Genomic DNA, 16,307 nt, shown 5'->3' with positions numbered 1-16,307 from the left:
ATAAGAATAATTTTTTGATTTATTTATATTTGCAATTAACTTAATGTATGCTATAATCATCATAATTTGACATAATAAGCGTTTCGTTTTTTGCCAGTACTAGAGGTGGTTGAAGCGCCGAACCTCAGATAAAGGCAGTGGCGGGCAGAGATAATTCGGTATCCCCCACTGGTATCGATCCAAGTTATGTGGTTTCATAAAATGCGGCCGTGCTCTGTGAAATTACCGGACGTTGATAGAAATATGCAGGAGGTTGAAAGATGTATTCTCTGGACGATGTGATGAAGACGGATCCGGAAATCGCACAGGCGATTGTGGACGAACAGGAAAGACAGAACAGCCATATCGAGCTGATCGCTTCCGAAAACTGGGTCAGCAAGGCTGTTATGGCCACAATGGGAAGCGTACTGACCAACAAGTATGCGGAAGGCTATCCGGGCAAGAGATATTATGGCGGATGCGGCTGTGTGGATGTGGTGGAAAATCTGGCTATTGAGCGTGCCAAAGAGCTGTTCGGCTGTGATTATGCCAACGTGCAGCCCCATTCCGGAGCACAGGCCAATATGGCGGTACAGTTTGCCGTATTGAACCCCGGTGATACGATTATGGGGATGAACCTGGATCACGGCGGACATCTTACCCACGGAAGCCCGGTGAATATGTCCGGCAAATATTTTAACATCGTTCCCTACGGCGTGAATGATGAGGGTTTCATCGATTATGATCAGTTAAAACAAACCGCCAGAGAATGCAAACCTAAAATGATCATTGCAGGAGCATCCGCTTATGCAAGGACGATAGATTTCAAAGCCTTCAGGGAAGCTGCCGACGAGGTGGGAGCCTGCCTGATGGTGGATATGGCCCATATTGCCGGCCTGGTTGCCGCAGGGCTGCATCCCAGCCCCATCCCGTATGCGGATGTGGTGACCACCACAACCCATAAGACTCTGCGCGGCCCCAGAGGCGGTATGATCCTCTGCAATAAGGAAGCCGCAGAAAAATATAATTTTAACAAAGCGATTTTCCCCGGAATCCAGGGCGGTCCCCTCATGCATGTTATCGCCGCAAAGGCTGTTTGCTTCAAGGAAGCCCTGAGCGATGATTTCAAGGTGTACCAGCAGGGAATTATCGACAATGCACAGGCGCTCTGCCGCGGCCTGATGGATCGCGGGATTAAGATTGTTTCCGGCGGTACGGATAACCATCTCATGCTTGTGGATCTGACCAATTTTGATCTTACCGGAAAAGCGGTGGAGAAGCTGCTGGATGCGGCTCACATCACCTGCAATAAAAATACGATCCCCAATGACCCGAAATCCCCGTTTGTGACAAGCGGTGTCCGTCTGGGAACCCCTGCCGTTACCTCCAGAGGAATGAACACGGAGGATATGGACAGGATAGCGGAAGCGATCTCTTTGGTTATCAAAGGCGGCGAGGATAAGATTCCTGAGGCCAGGGCTATTGTTCAGACATTAACTGATAAATATCCGCTCGTATAAGGAAAAGAACTGTTTAGTACCTTCACAGTTACAAGTAAGAAAACGGATAACGGGGCCGCAGGCTCCGTTATTTTTACATGCACACATGAGGACAGCAGGACAATTATAGAGACGGAGAGGATTTTATGGGAAAAAAAAGATACGGTGCGCAGACCGTAATCAGTAATCTGAGGGATAAAAACGGAAGATTTTCGTTAGATGCGCTGAAGCTTCTTGCCTTGGTAACCATGTTTATTGATCATACCGGGGCAGGGATTATGGAGGCCTTTTTTTTACAGAGTTTTCCCTATGACAGCCAGGCATTCCGGATCTGTCTGACAGTGGATGAGCTGATGCGGTGTGTGGGCAGGCTGGCTTTTCCCATATACTGCTACCTTTTGGTACAGGGTTTCCTCCATACAAGAAGCGTCCCCAGATATGCCCTCCGTCTTTTCGGGTTTGCCCTGCTTTCCGAGCTGCCTTTTGACTTGCTTTTATTCGGCGGCATCACGCCGGATTACCAGAATGTATTCTGGACGCTGCTCATCGGCCTTCTGACGCTGACGGGGCTTCGCCGGGCCGGGAAATGGGAAAGCAAAGCATGGTCCGTCGGAGGCAGTATCGTGATACTTGCTGCCGGGATGACGGCAGCCCTGCTAATGAGGACGGATTATGATTATAAGGGTGTGGTTTTGATTGCCGCCCTCTATCTGCTGCGCGGCGACAGAAAGAGGCAGTGCCTGCTTTCCCCCCTTTTCTTTTTGGCCTCCTTCTTCCTGGATGTGCTTTTAGGGCTGCATACGGCAGCGGGGATCGTTTCCTCCCTGTCCGTAGAGGTATTCTGTATTTTTGCATTTTTATTCCTGTATGCGGGCAATGGTAAAAGATATATGAAAAAAGGCAAATATTTCTTCTATTTCTTTTATCCCGGTCACATGCTGCTTCTGCTGGGTATCCGTTACCTCCTTCTTTTCCTGTGGTAAATACTGGAACCGCTTATATTAATGCCATATTCAGGCGGATTGTATTCCTAAAAATACAATCCGCCTGAAAGTTTTTATTGCTTTCCCGGAAACCCTATGCTACAATATCCATCGGTGACACACAAATGTTTGCAGTGGAAAGACATGTTAAAATAAAGGCTTTTACAGAGGAAGAGGCTTCGGATACGAAATGAAAAATATGCAGAAAAAAACGGATTATTATGTAGTGAAACAGAAGGCGGTTCCGGAGGTCCTGCTTAAGGTAGTGGAGGCCAAACGGCTGCTGGATTCAGGAAAAGCCGCCACCATCCAGGATGCGGTGGAGAAGGTGGACATCAGCCGCAGTTCCTTTTACAAATATAAGGATGATATATTTCCCTTTCATGACAATGCCCAGGGTACCACAATTACACTGGCCATGTCAATTGAGGATGAGCCGGGGCTTTTGTCCGATGTGCTGAAGGTGATCGCGGACTTCGGCGCCAATATTCTGACGATCCATCAGAGTATCCCCATCAACGGCGTTGCATCCTTAAGCATCAGTGTCCAGGTTCTCAGCACTACGGGAGATGTATCCAGAATGCTGGAAACCATGGAAGAGAAAACAGGTGTCCGTAACGTCAAGATTTTGGCGAAGGAATAAAGCTCTACAAAAGAAAAGCAGACGGAGGAAGAGATATGATAAACGTAGCGGTACTGGGATATGGCACGGTGGGAAGCGGAGTTGTTGAAGTAATTGAGACAAATAAAGAGGTCATTGACAAACGGGCAGGAGAAGAACTGCATGTGAAATACATACTGGATTTAAGGGATTTTCCGGGGGATCCGTACGAAGACAGGGTGGTTCATGATTACAGCATTATCTTAAACGATCCCGAGGTATCCATTATCTGTGAAACGATGGGAGGCAACGAGCCTGCCTTCACCTTTTCCATGCAGGCCCTGAAAGCCGGAAAAAGCGTATGTACTTCCAATAAAGAGCTGGTGGCTAACCATGGGGCACAGTTAATCCGCACCGCCAGGGAAAACTGCTGCAATTATCTGTTTGAAGCCAGTGTGGGCGGCGGGATCCCCATTATCCGTCCATTGAATGTGGCTCTTACCGCGGAACGCATTGAACTGATTAACGGCATTCTCAACGGTACCACCAATTACATTCTCACCAAGATGGCGGAAGAAGGATGCGATTTCGATTCCTGCCTGAAGGAAGCCCAGGAAAAAGGCTATGCCGAGCGTAATCCGGAAGCCGATGTGGAGGGCTATGATGCCTGCCGTAAAATTGCAATCCTGTCTTCCCTGATGACAGGAAAAACCGTCCGCTACGAAGATATCTACACGGAAGGAATTACGAAAATAACGAAAGAGGATTTCCTCTATGCGAAAAAAATGAATAAATTCATTAAGCTGTTAGCCGGAGCAAAAGAAGCCGGCGGTGAATATTATGCCATGGTAGCCCCTTTTATGATCGGGGAAAAGAACCCGCTTCACAGCGTCAATGATGTTTTTAACGCTATTTTTATCAGAGGGAATACACTGGGGGATTCCATGTATTACGGAAGGGGCGCAGGAAAGCTGCCCACGGCCAGCGCGGTGGTGTCCGATGTGATTGACTGTGCCAAACACGGCCGGAAGCATATCATCTGTATCTGGGAGGAAGAAAAGCTTTCCCTTAAGAGTATGGAGGATTCTTCCAGGAAGTTCTTCGTCCGTGTTTCCGAAAAATCGGAGGAAGCGGTCAGGAAGCTCTTCGGTGAAGTGGAAAAAATAGAAGCAGATGGCGTGAGCGGAGAATTCGGCTTTGTAACTCCTGTAATGACGGAAAGGGAATTTGCTGCAAAAACCTCGGAACTGCCCGGGTTTATCAGCCGGATCCGTCTGGAAGAAGACTAGAGTGTGTTTCCATATCCAATTTAAAACACGCTCTGAAGAAAAGCCGTACAGCTCGGCGGAATCGAGGAAGAAATGAAATATGTGGTTGTTTTGGGGGATGGAATGGCGGATGAGCCGTTATCCCGCCTGAATGGAAAAACACCTCTCTCTTATGCAAAGACACCGGCTCTGGATGTGTTAAGCAAAAAATCGGAAATAGGCATGGTTAGCACCATACCCGAAGGAATGAAGCCGGGATCCGATACAGCGAACCTTTCTGTCATGGGATATGACCCAAGGAAGTATTATTCCGGGCGTTCCCCTCTGGAGGCCCTCAGCATAGGCGTTCCTATGCAGGATACAGACATCGCCATGCGGTGTAATATCGTGACCCTTTCGGAAGAAGAGGGAATCCCCTTTTCCAAAAGAAGAATCCTGGATCACAGCTCCGGTGAAATCAGCACAAAAGACTGCAGTGTGCTTCTGCATGCGGTAATGGAAGAAATGGACGCAGAGCCTTATCATTTTTATGTGGGAACCAGTTACCGCCACTGCCTGATTTGGAAAAACGGGGAAGCGGAAGAACTGACCCCGCCCCATGATGTGCTCGGAAGGGAAATTGCCCCCTACCTGCCTTCGGATAAAAAGCTGTATGAAATGATGGAAAGAAGCTATGAGCTGCTTAAAAGTCATCCAATTAACAAAGAGCGCCGACGCAATGGCCTGAATCCGGCCAACTGCTGCTGGTTCTGGGGAGCCGGAACCCGTCCGGCCCTGCCCTCTTTCCAGGAAAAAACGGGGAAAAAAGGCATTATGATATCCGCCGTGGATTTGCTGAAGGGTATTGCCGTAGGGGCCGGAATGGATGTGGCCGAGGTGGAAGGCGCCAACGGCGGACTTCATACCAATTATGAGGGAAAGACCCAGGCGGCTGTGGATGCGCTGACAAAGGGCGGCTATGATTTTGCTTATATCCATGTGGAAGCCCCGGATGAAATGGGACATCAGGGAAGCCTTGAGAAGAAACTGAAAGCCATTGAGTACCTGGATACCAGGGTAATTGGCCCCCTGACTTCTGCTCTTGACAGAAGCGGAGTGGATTACAGGCTGCTGGTGATGCCGGATCATCCCACTCCTATACGGATTCGTACCCACACGGCGGAGAACGTGCCTTATCTTATTTATGACAGCACCAGACCGCAGAAGAACGACTGGAATTATAACGAAGCGGAAGCTATTTTAAGCGGAAACTATATCCCGGAAGGCTATAAGCTCATGGACCAATTCCTGCAGATCAAGCATAAAAAGTAAAGACAATGCCTGTCTGGACGTTTCTCATAAAAATCATCAGTAAGGAAAGGATAAAAGCCGCCGTCTTCCGGTGGCAGAGGAAAAGTAAGTATGAAAAAAGTGGTTAAATTCGGTGGAAGCTCCCTCGCCAGTGCAGAACAGTTCATGAAGGTGGGCGGGATTATAAAAGCCGATGAGGAAAGACGGTTTGTGATACCCTCCGCACCCGGAAAACGTAACAAGAAAGATACCAAGGTGACGGATATGCTTTACGACTGCTATGGGGCGGCGGAAGAAGATAAGCCCTTTCAGGAGCAGCTGAAGGCTATTGAAGACAGATATGAAGAGATCATCAAGGGCCTGGGCCTGGAACTCTCCCTCAAAGAAGAATTTAAAACCATTTCTGCTAATTTTAAAAAGAAGGCAGGCAGGGATTATGCCGCTTCCCGAGGAGAATATCTAAATGGGATCGTTATGGCCGCTTATCTGAAATTCACCTTTATTGATGCCGCAGAAGTGATTTTCTTTGATGAAGAGGGCGTTTTCGATGCGGCCAAGACCGATAAGGTCATGTCCGAACGTCTGGAAAAAGAAGAGTACGCCGTTATCCCCGGGTTCTACGGCTCACAGCCTGACGGCAGCATCCGCACCTTTTCCAGAGGAGGATCCGACATTACCGGTTCCATCGTGGCAAAGGCTGTCCATGCGGAGGTTTATGAGAACTGGACCGATGTATCTGGCTTTTTGATTGCAGATCCCCGTATTATCCCCAATCCGGTGGGTATCGACACCATTACCTACAAGGAACTGCGGGAGCTTTCTTATATGGGGGCCACCGTCCTTCACGAGGACGCTATCTTCCCGGTAAGAAAAGAAGGGATTCCGATTAATATCCGCAACACCAATGCACCGGAGGATAACGGAACCTGGATCGTGGAAAGCACCTGCCAGAAATCCAAATTTGTCATCACCGGGATTGCCGGTAAAAAAGGCTTCTGCTCCGTAAATATTGAAAAGGATATGATGAATGCGGAGATAGGTTTTGGCCGAAAGGTTCTTCAGGCTTTTGAAGACAGCGGCATTTCCTTTGAGCATGTCCCTTCTGGTATTGATACCATGACCGTATTTGTCCATCAGGATGAATTCATGGATAAGGAACAGAAGGTGGTTTCCGCCATCCACCGTCTCGCGCATCCGGATACGATTGACATTGAATCCGATTTGGCGCTGATAGCGGTAGTTGGCCGGGGAATGAAATCCACCAGAGGTACTGCGGGAAGAATTTTTTCCGCTCTGGCCCATGCCAATGTCAACGTTAAAATGATCGATCAGGGCTCGAGCGAGCTGAATATTATCATCGGCGTAAGAAATGAAGATTTTGAAGCCGCTATCCGCGCTATTTATAATATTTTTGTGCTGGTACAGATTTAAGCCGCCGTTTGCTGCGGTAAATACGGAATACGGGATAAAAGCGTCTGAAGCTGCCTTTACGGGCTGTTTCAGACGCTTTATCTGTATCTGCCGCTATTTTTGACCGGTTTACATATAGTAACAATTCAGACGGCCCCTTCCAGGATTCCCCGCAGTACCGCAGCCCCAGGGAAAAGAAGGGGAGGGGGATGCCGCAGGACACAAGGGGCCGTCTGAACGGTTCCTTTATGTAGAAGTGGAAAAGAAGAATCAAAATAAATTGTCAGATAATTCATACAATAATAAGCAAAATACATATAATACATTGGAAATGATTATATAAAATGTTAAAATTAAAAGAATTAAGAAAAAAGTCTAAAAATATATTGACATTTCTAATTTATACAGATATAATGAAGTCACAAACAAAGAAGTAAACAAAAAACAGAGGAAAGGAAGGTACAGACCACCGAAAACGTAAGTTAATCCCTTTAAAGTAATATTAAAGGAGAAAAAACAATAACAGTACAAGACAACTTAATAAGGAAGCCTTAAAGATTGTTCATAAAGAAGAAAGGATTTTCTTTCAGAAGGAAACGCTTTAGAATGAAGGAAACGGAAACTATCTGGTAAACTGGTAACTGTAAATAAAGATTCTTTTGAAGAACGAGAAAATTTCTGACAGCAGAGAAGATTATCTTTAGTTTAAAGTAACGACAGAAGCCGATAGCTTTAGTTTAAAGAAAAGGTTCTATAGAGCGAAGGAAACAGTATCCTTAGTTGAAAGAAGTAATTTATTATAGATGGTGACCAGATAAGAACAAGAGCCGTCATACTAAAGAAATCCCGGAAAGAAGAGAATGGAATCTTTAAAGAACAATAACAATATACTTTAAGGACGATGCTAAAAACCGAAGCAGGATGAGTACACTTACTTGAGTGACGAAGAATCATCAAAGAATTATGATGAATACCGTTGCAGTACATGAGTACAAGGAGTAGGATGAGTGGAAAGCAAGCTGAGGAGAAAAAATGGAGGAAGAGGCCATTGGATAGCATAGTTTAGGAGCGGGTATCAGTGATGAAAAATGATTGATACCCGCTTCTATTTGTGGTACTGTTATGGTAAGAACGGAAGGAGTGTTGGTATGAACCGGAGAGACAGAAGACGGAAGAGACGGGTAAGGAACCAGATTATTTCCTATATTGTGGCAGTTTTGCTGCTGGCCGGGTTAGTGACCGGCGGATTTTTTGGTGTCCGGCACATTTCCAACGCTATGGAAGAGAAAAAACAGCAGGAGGAATCCCGCGCTCAGGAAGAATCCCAGGCCCAGGCGGAGGCCGAGGAGCAGAACGGGACCGAAACAGAAACGGCGGGGGAAGCGGCGACGGAGACCGAAAGCGTTCAGACACAGGAAGAAATCCTGGAGGAACTGGTGGAATCCTGTGTGGCAAATATGAGCCTGGAAGATAAGGTCGCCGGTTTGTTCTTTATAACGCCGGAACAGCTTACCGGTGTGGGGACTGCTATACAGGCAGGAGAAGGGACACAGGAGGCCCTGAAAAAATATCCGGTGGGCGGTTTGGTTTATTTTGCCAAGAATATACAATCGGAAGAACAGCTTACGGAAATGCTTTCCAAAACGACGGGTTATGCCACCTACCCTCTTTTTCTTGGTGTGGATGAGGAAGGCGGTACCGTTGCCAGGGTTGCCGACCAGCTCAAGCTGGCCAATGTGGGACCTATGGCGGATATCGGGGCAGGAGGGGATCCGAATGCGGCATACGCCGCAGGGCAGACTATAGGCAGTTATCTGAAAGGCTACGGCTTTAACCTGGATTTTGCGCCGGTGGCGGATGTGCTGACTAATCCGGACAATAAAGTAATCAAAGACAGGGCGTTCGGCAGCGATGCGGCCGTGGTGTCCCAGATGGTGGCAAGTGCTGTACAGGGCTTGCAGGATACGGGGGTAAGCGCCTGCATCAAGCATTTCCCCGGGCACGGGGATACCTCGGGGGATTCCCATGAAGGTGCAGTGGAGACGGACAGGACGGCAGAAGAAATGCAGGGAACTGAATTCCTGCCTTTCCAGGCCGGGATAGACGCGGGAACTGCAATGGTTATGGTAGGCCATATATCAGCCCCGGCCCTTGCGGACGGAGATGCCACTCCTGCATCCATAAATGAGAAAATTATTTCCGGTGTGCTGCGCAACCAGCTTGGTTATGAGGGGATTGTCATTACAGATGCCATGAATATGTCGGCAATATCCGAGTATTACACGGCTGATGAAGCGGCAGTCAAGGCGCTGAAGGCCGGCGCAGATATGATTCTCATGCCGGAAGATTTTGTCACTGCATATGAAGGTGTCGTTAATGCGGTAAAAGACGGAACCATCGATGAAAACCGGATTAACGATTCCCTGAAAAGGGTATACCGGGTAAAATATGCGGATACCCTTAAAGGAGGCCTTTAAGGCCGGATGCCGCTAAAAAGCAGTGCTGCCGTTTTTCTTATTATAGAAGGCGGCAGCACTGCTTTTTATTTGCATTTTTAATACTTCTGTTTTTTATGCTTCCATAATGTAAAAACAGCGGTTATCCGATAGACGGAAACCGCTGTTTTTATAAGAGCGATAGACGGGGCTCGAACCCGCGGTCTCGACCTTGGCAAGGTCGCGCGTTACCAACTACGCCACTATCGCATTTTGATGAACCGGATAGCTGTAAATCTATCTGTCCAACAGGCAAGTATTACTATACAATAACCTTTCAAAATTGTCAATCCCTTTTTTGTATAAAATTCATATCCGGTTATAAATCAGGGAACAGTTCAGACAGGTCTGAAGAGTGTATTTTATTTTTCTCTTATAATGTGTTATACTAATCCCCATATACGAAAGAAGTGGGTTAACTGTTAATATATATGGAAAATAACGGCTTTTAGAAAGCGGGCGGACCTGGGAGGCCATGGCTGTGTTTTCGGGAAAATGGAAAATTGCGGATGTCCGGCGGCCGGTATAATTACGATTGATTACCTGATAGGAGAAAGGAGGCTTTCTATGGGCAGGGAAAACAGAAATGAAATGGAGCAGATTCAGAGGAGCCTGGAACAGTTCCTGGACAGAGAAGTGGAAAAGTATGAGAAAAGCGATGCTGCTTATAGTAATGCGGAGGGACCTGACGGGGAAGGGTATGAAGAAGAGACGGCGTTCGGGGAAGAACCGGATTACGAAGAACCGGACTACGAGGAAGCGGATTACAGGGATTCAGACTATGAGGAAGCGGATTACGGGGATTCATACGACGAAGATGGCACGGATTATGAGGAGGAGATGTACGGGGAGGAAGAGGACGGCTTATATGAAGAGGAAAGGGATTATGACAGGCATGCAGGACGTTTATCATATGAGGAATCGAGACATATAAACAGAAGGAACAGAAACAGGAAGGATAATTACACGGAAAAACCGAAGAAGCAAAAGGCTGGGAAGGAGAAACCAAAGAAGGAAAAACGGAAACGGGAGGAGGACAAACACGCCGTAATGAGCAAGGATAAGAAGAAAAACGGAAAAAAGAAGAAGTCCCGGGGAAAGAAGTTTTTAACCATTTTGGCAGTGCTGCTTGTACTTTTCGGGGCGGTCTGGTATCTGGCAATTGGCAGTATCTATGGAAAAATGAGATACAGCAGGGTGGAAACGCTTGCAGGAGAGCCGCTGAAGGAAAACGGTGTTGTGAATATCCTGTTAATCGGCAGTGATTCCCGTACGGAAGGGGACGACGGCCGGTCGGACGCTATGATTCTTCTGTCTGTGAGCAGTAAGACCAGGACGATTCATATGACGTCTCTGCTGCGGGACATGTATGTGGACATCCCCGGACGGGACGGCAACAGGCTGAACGCGGCTTATGCCTTCGGCGGGCCGGAGCTTTTGCTGGAAACGGTAAAGCAGAATCTGGGGATTGAGGTAAACCGGTATGCGGTGGTTAATTTCCAGGCCTTTGCGAATCTGGTGGATGCGGTGAATGGGGTGGATCTGGAGCTTACCAATGAAGAGGTGCAATGGGTTAATGCATATTTGAACGAATATAATGAACTCAGGGGGATGCCTATGGAGACGGATTATCTGGATACTTCCCTGAGCGGCATGATTCATTTGAATGGGGCGCAGTCTCTGGCGTACAGCAGAAACCGGTATATCGGAACGGATTTCGGAAGAACGGAGAGGCAGAGGAAGGTGCTTTCGGCTGTGATGAAAAAGCTTCCTCTGGCGGCAGTGACGAATCCGGGAGAGCTGGTGAATGGCCTGTTCCCTAACCTGACAACGAATCTGACCCGGACGGAATGCCTGCGCCTGAGCCTGATGGCAGGAAAGCTGCTCACGTATGATATTGTCCAGGAAAGCATTCCTCTGGAGGGAACCTATACCAGTGCCAAGATCAGAGGTATGGATGTCCTTCAGGTGGATTTTGATAAAAACAGGGCATATCTGCAGGAACAGCTTTATGGGGAAAAGGGAGAATAAAACGTACTGTTTAGACCGTGCCGTGTACTTGCGGCACGGTATCCTATTTGCCAATGGTTACGAGTTTTAAAGTGTGATTGCAAAAAAACGATACACAGAATTGTAAATATCAGGAAAATGTGATATTATGTGTGTAAATTAAAAGAAAGAAGGGACTCGCTTATGGGTAAAGATGTATTGGATTATGTAGTGGAAAAAACCAACGAACTGATTAATGCTGCCACCTGCAGCAGCGAAACAAAGGCAGCGGCCCAGGCATGGCTGGAGGCTGTCGGAACGGAGGAGGAAGCCGCAGAAACCAAGAAGTACATAGAAGAACTGGAAGCGGACATCATGCCGATAGACGGTCTGATCGGTTTTGCCGAATCGGAACAGGGAAGCCAGGTGTTTGGAGCGGACAAAGCGAAAGAAGTAGCGGTCCATGCGAGGGATATCAAGGCTGCGGGAGCCAGGTACTGTGATTGTCCGGCCTGTGCTGCGGTAGAGGCGATACTGGAGAAGAAGGCTTCTCTTCTTGGCTGATAATAGTTTGTAATGAGTGAGGATGAGGTCGACTTTATGGAGCGGTTTAAAAAGATTTACAGTCAGGGGATTGTTGATGTCCTTGAGATTTGGGTTGATACGGAAACAGGTATTAACTATATGTGGCATAAAGCAGCTGAGGCAGGCGGACTGACGCCGCTTTTGGATGAGAGTGGGAAGGTTGTTGTTACGAAGGACAGTACTCTGAAAAGCTGAGTAGGATATGGATTATGTGCGGGAATTGAGAAATATATTCCCGGAAATGATTGCGAAAAAGCCTCTGGTAAACCTGATGCCGGGAGGCTTTTTTTACGCATGTATTGAAAAGGGGATTTATTATGACGACAAAAACAGGAACCTTTGAAATCAGAGATCAATTTTATCTGAACAACGAGCCGTTCCGTATCATTTCAGGGGGGATCCATTATTTCAGGATCCTTCCTGAATACTGGGAAGACAGGCTGCAAAAGCTCAGGGAGCTGGGCTGCAACACGGTGGAAACCTACATCCCCTGGAATATGCATGAGCCTGTAAAGGGGACATTTGATTTTTACGGGGAAAACGTGCATGGGATGCTGGATGTGGTATCCTTTGTCAGGACGGCACAGAGGCTGGGGCTGTGGGTGATACTGCGCCCTTCGCCTTATATTTGTGCGGAATGGGACTTCGGAGGACTGCCCTCCTGGCTGCTGGCCGGGGAAGAAATGGATATCAGGACCAGTGACGAGCGGTATCTGCGCCATGTAAGAGACTATTACGACAAGCTGATGCCTCTGCTGGCGCCGCTTCAGATCGATCAGGGCGGCCCGGTGCTCATGCTTCAGGTGGAAAATGAATACGGCTCCTTCGGGAATGATAAAAAATATCTGGAAAGTCTCAGGGATATGATGCGTGAGAGAGGAATCACGGTGCCGCTTTTCGCATCGGACGGCCCGGATCACAACATGCTTTCCAATGCTATAACAGAGGGTGTGTTTCCTACGGCGAATTTCGGTTCCGGCGCGAGAAAGGCATTTTCCATCCTGAAGGAATATACGGACGGGGGTCCTTGTATGTGCACGGAATTCTGGATCGGCTGGTTTGATGCATGGCATGATGAGGCGCACCATAAGGGAGATGCGGAAACGGCAGCGAAGGAGCTGGAGGATATTCTGGAACTGGGAAACGTAAACATATATATGTTTGAAGGCGGTACCAATTTCGGTTTTATGAATGGGGCAAATTATGGCAGCCGTCTGACCGCGGATGTCACCTCCTATGACTATGATGCGCTGCTTACTGAGGACGGACAGATCACGGAGAAATACAGACGTTTCCGGGAGGTGGTTTCCGGGTACGGCAGGACAGAAAACGGGCAGTCACCTGCATATGGCAAAAAGCTGCCTTTTGAAAGGGTGGCTTACGGTTCTTGTTCCGTTGTCCAGAAGGTGGATTTGTTCCATGCGCTGGATTGTCTGGCGGAGCCTGTGGATACGGTCAGTCCCAAATCCATGGAGCGCCTGGGGCAGGGCTATGGCTATATGCTGTATTCCTCCGTGCTTCATACGGAGCGCAGGCTGCACAGTCTGCGGCTTTATCAGGCGGCGGATCGGGCGATTGTTTTTGCGGACAGGAAGCGGGTTCTGACCGCGGCGGACAGGGAGCTTCTGGAGCGCCATGAGATAGATCCGGTTACGGCGGAGGATATCAGGCTGGATATTCTGATGGAAAATATGGGAAGGGTGAATTATGGCCCCATAATAAATTGGCAGCGGAAGGGAATTGACGGATGTGTGATGATCAATGACCGGTTTGCCCAGCACGGATGGCAGCAATACTGTCTTCCCCTGGATAATCTGGAGAAGCTGGATTACACAAGAGGCTGGGAGGAGGGAATGCCCGCGTTTTACCGTTTTACCTTCCTTGCGGGAAAAACAGGGGATACGTTTCTCGATTTCCGGGGCTGGGGAAAAGGCTGCGCCTTTGTTAACGGTTTTCACCTGGGAAGATTCTGGGAGGCCGGGCCGCAGAAACGGCTGTATCTGCCGGGAGCCCTTCTGAAGGAGGGAGAAAACGAAATCATCCTGTTTGAAACGGAAGGCAAGTGCGGGGGGAGTATTTCCCTGCAGGCGGAACCGGATCTGGGGCGGTAAGCAGGGGATACCCGCGGGGAAAGCATGGCTCATATAGCCATGCTTTTCTTGTGGAAATAAAGAAGGATTTGTGATACACTAAGAAACGTCACATGGCGCAGCAGAAGGAAAGTTCCGTGCTGCGCGGGTAAAACAACATAAAGGACGTAGAAATAAGAGCTATGAAAACGAGTAAACTGTTAAGAAGATTTGTTCCCTACTATCGTAACTATGTGGGGATCATGGTAATGGATCTGTTCTGTGCCGCCCTCACCACGGTGTGCGAGCTGGTGCTGCCGTTAATCCTGCGCTATATTACCAACATAGGCATGAATGATCTGGCGTCGCTGACGGTACGTACCATTGTTACTATCGGCGGGGTGTATTTTGTGCTCCGTATTATAGATGGTATGGCAAGTTTTTATATGGCTTATACCGGCCATGTCATGGGAGCGTCCATAGAAACGGATATGCGGGAAGATGCCTTTGCCCATTTGCAGAAGCTGTCCGACAATTATTTCAACAATACCAAGGTGGGACAGATCATGTCCCGGATTACCAGTGATTTGTTTGATGTCACGGAATTCGCGCATCACTGCCCGGAAGAGTTCTTCATCGCATTTCTAAAGGCGGTGGTATCCTTCGTGATTCTTGCCGGGATCAACCCGTTGCTGACCGTAATCATTTTTGTGCTGATTCCGGTCATGGCAGTATCCTGTTCTTATTTTAATCTGCAGGTAAGAAAAGCATTTAAAAAACAGAGAAACCATATCGGTGAACTGAACGCCAGGATCGAAGACAGCCTTCTGGGCAATAAGGTGGTCCGGGCTTTTGCCAACGAAGATGTGGAGCTTGGAAAATTCAACCGGGATAATCAGGAGTTCCTGAAAATAAAACGCGAGACCTACAAATATATGGCAGCCTTCCAGAATACAATCCGTATTTTTGACGGGCTGATGTATGTTGTGGTGATTGTGGCGGGCGGTATTTTTATGATTAAGGGGCTTATATCCCCGGCCGACCTGGTGGCGTATACGATGTATGTGACGACACTGCTGGCGACGATCCGCCGTATTATTGAATTCGCGGAGCAGTTCCAGAGGGGAATGACGGGAATTGAACGTTTTACGGAACTGATGGATGCGAGTGTGGATATTTTTGACGAGGAAGGGGCGGTTCCTCTTCAGGATGTGAATGGAAAAATTACATTCAGGCATGTTTCCTTCGAATATCCGGATGACCATACACCGGTTCTGTCGGACATTGACATCACCATCCGGCCGGGAGAAAAAGTGGCGCTTGTAGGCCCGTCGGGAGGCGGGAAAACAACGCTGTGCAATCTTCTTCCCCGTTTTTATGATCCCACGGAAGGGGAAATCCTGCTGGACGACCAGAATATCAGAAAGGTGACACTGCAGAGCTTACGCAGCAATGTAGGCGTGGTCCAGCAGGATGTGTATCTTTTTTCCGGCAGCGTTTATGAAAATATCGCCTACGGGAAGCCGGGCGCATCCCGGGAAGAAGTGATAAAAGCGGCAAAGCTGGCGGGGGCGCATGATTTTATTGAAGAGCTGAAGGACGGTTATGAAACCTATGTGGGAGAACGGGGGGTGAAGCTGTCGGGCGGACAGAAGCAGAGAATCAGCATAGCGCGCGTATTCCTGAAATCACCCAAGGTCCTGCTTTTGGATGAGGCCACGGCGGCTCTTGATAACGAAAGCGAACACCTTGTCTCCGAATCCCTGGACAAACTGGCGGCAGGACGGACGACGCTTACCATTGCCCACAGGCTGACCACAATTCATGGGGCCGACCGGATTCTGGTGCTTTCCGGAAGCCGTATAGTGGAGGAAGGCAACCATGATACACTGATGAAGAAGCGGGGGATTTATTACCAGTTATATACATCCGCCAATATCGTGGATCAGGCGGCTGAATAGCTGCCTACGTTTTGTTTTTCTGGGGTGTAGATAAAAAAGTCCGGCGTCACCTGCCCCTGCTTCCCTGTGCGGCCTGCTGTCCTGCAAGGATTCCTGGAAGGGGCGTTATAAGCACGCCGGTACTAAGGCTGCGTCCTTTGCAGCCTTAGTACCGCTGCGTGATTATCCGAGCGGAAGC

At 48.3% G+C, this 16,307-nt stretch carries 13 protein-coding genes and 1 tRNA gene; 13 read left to right on the top strand and 1 reads right to left on the bottom strand.

What is annotated here, in order from left to right; translation table 11 throughout:
- Positions 1-260: 260 nt before the first annotated feature.
- The 7 genes from glyA to DXA36_RS27005 all read left to right on the top strand — a co-directional run bounded on the left by glyA (position 261) and on the right by DXA36_RS27005 (position 9,507).
- Positions 261-1,499: a serine hydroxymethyltransferase gene (gene glyA / locus DXA36_RS27040; protein ID WP_118682386.1), complete on the top strand. Its 1,239-nt coding sequence runs from the start codon at positions 261-263 to the stop codon at positions 1,497-1,499.
- A gap of 125 nt (positions 1,500-1,624) precedes the next feature.
- Positions 1,625-2,461, top strand: coding sequence for a TraX family protein (locus DXA36_RS27035; RefSeq protein ID WP_118682385.1), 837 nt, complete (start codon positions 1,625-1,627; stop codon positions 2,459-2,461).
- Between the two features lie 199 nt (positions 2,462-2,660).
- Entirely contained in the window at positions 2,661-3,104 is a 444-nt protein-coding gene (locus DXA36_RS27030; protein ID WP_118682429.1) for an ACT domain-containing protein, read from the top strand.
- A 35-nt stretch (positions 3,105-3,139) separates the two neighbouring features.
- Entirely contained in the window at positions 3,140-4,351 is a 1,212-nt protein-coding gene (locus DXA36_RS27025; protein ID WP_118682384.1) for a homoserine dehydrogenase, read from the top strand.
- Positions 4,352-4,423: 72 nt separating this feature from the next.
- Complete coding sequence (locus tag DXA36_RS27020) at positions 4,424-5,641, top strand: cofactor-independent phosphoglycerate mutase (RefSeq protein ID WP_118682383.1); 1,218 nt, start codon at positions 4,424-4,426, stop codon at positions 5,639-5,641.
- Between the two features lie 90 nt (positions 5,642-5,731).
- Positions 5,732-7,051 (top strand): aspartate kinase, encoded by a 1,320-nt coding sequence (locus DXA36_RS27015; protein ID WP_118682382.1) that lies wholly within the window; start codon positions 5,732-5,734, stop codon positions 7,049-7,051.
- 1,127 nt (positions 7,052-8,178) lie between these two features.
- Positions 8,179-9,507 (top strand): glycoside hydrolase family 3 protein, encoded by a 1,329-nt coding sequence (locus DXA36_RS27005; protein WP_118682380.1) that lies wholly within the window; start codon positions 8,179-8,181, stop codon positions 9,505-9,507.
- A gap of 155 nt (positions 9,508-9,662) precedes the next feature.
- On the opposite strand, the gene DXA36_RS27000 is transcribed toward DXA36_RS27005, so the two are convergent.
- Positions 9,663-9,735 (bottom strand) — tRNA-Gly (locus DXA36_RS27000).
- Between the two features lie 357 nt (positions 9,736-10,092).
- Here DXA36_RS27000 and DXA36_RS26995 point away from each other — a divergent pair.
- From DXA36_RS26995 to DXA36_RS26975, 6 genes are all read left to right on the top strand, one after another.
- A complete protein-coding gene (locus DXA36_RS26995; RefSeq protein ID WP_182479275.1) occupies positions 10,093-11,556 on the top strand; it encodes an LCP family protein in 1,464 nt (487 codons plus the stop codon).
- Positions 11,557-11,718: 162 nt separating this feature from the next.
- Positions 11,719-12,078 carry a molecular chaperone Hsp90 gene (locus DXA36_RS26990; protein WP_118682378.1) on the top strand — a complete coding sequence of 120 codons (360 nt, stop codon included), beginning with the start codon at positions 11,719-11,721 and terminating at the stop codon, positions 12,076-12,078.
- A gap of 36 nt (positions 12,079-12,114) precedes the next feature.
- The gene (locus DXA36_RS26985; RefSeq protein WP_118682428.1) at positions 12,115-12,294 is read left to right on the top strand and encodes a DUF6440 family protein; all 180 of its coding nucleotides are present in this window, start codon (positions 12,115-12,117) and stop codon (positions 12,292-12,294) included.
- Positions 12,295-12,310: 16 nt separating this feature from the next.
- Entirely contained in the window at positions 12,311-12,442 is a 132-nt protein-coding gene (locus tag DXA36_RS33895) for a hypothetical protein (protein ID WP_279221567.1), read from the top strand.
- Positions 12,417-14,210: a glycoside hydrolase family 35 protein gene (locus tag DXA36_RS26980; RefSeq protein ID WP_118682377.1), complete on the top strand. Its 1,794-nt coding sequence runs from the start codon at positions 12,417-12,419 to the stop codon at positions 14,208-14,210. Before DXA36_RS33895 ends, DXA36_RS26980 begins: the two co-directional genes overlap by 26 nt.
- Positions 14,211-14,371: 161 nt before the next feature.
- Positions 14,372-16,129, top strand: coding sequence for an ABC transporter ATP-binding protein (locus DXA36_RS26975; RefSeq protein ID WP_118682376.1), 1,758 nt, complete (start codon positions 14,372-14,374; stop codon positions 16,127-16,129).
- Positions 16,130-16,307 lie beyond the last annotated feature (178 nt).

Source organism: Eisenbergiella sp. OF01-20 (genome assembly GCF_003478085.1).
Taxonomy (GTDB): Bacteria; Bacillota; Clostridia; order Lachnospirales; family Lachnospiraceae; genus Eisenbergiella.
The sequence above is the reverse complement of the archived record's forward strand: the minus strand, read 5'-3'. Positions and strand labels throughout refer to the sequence as shown.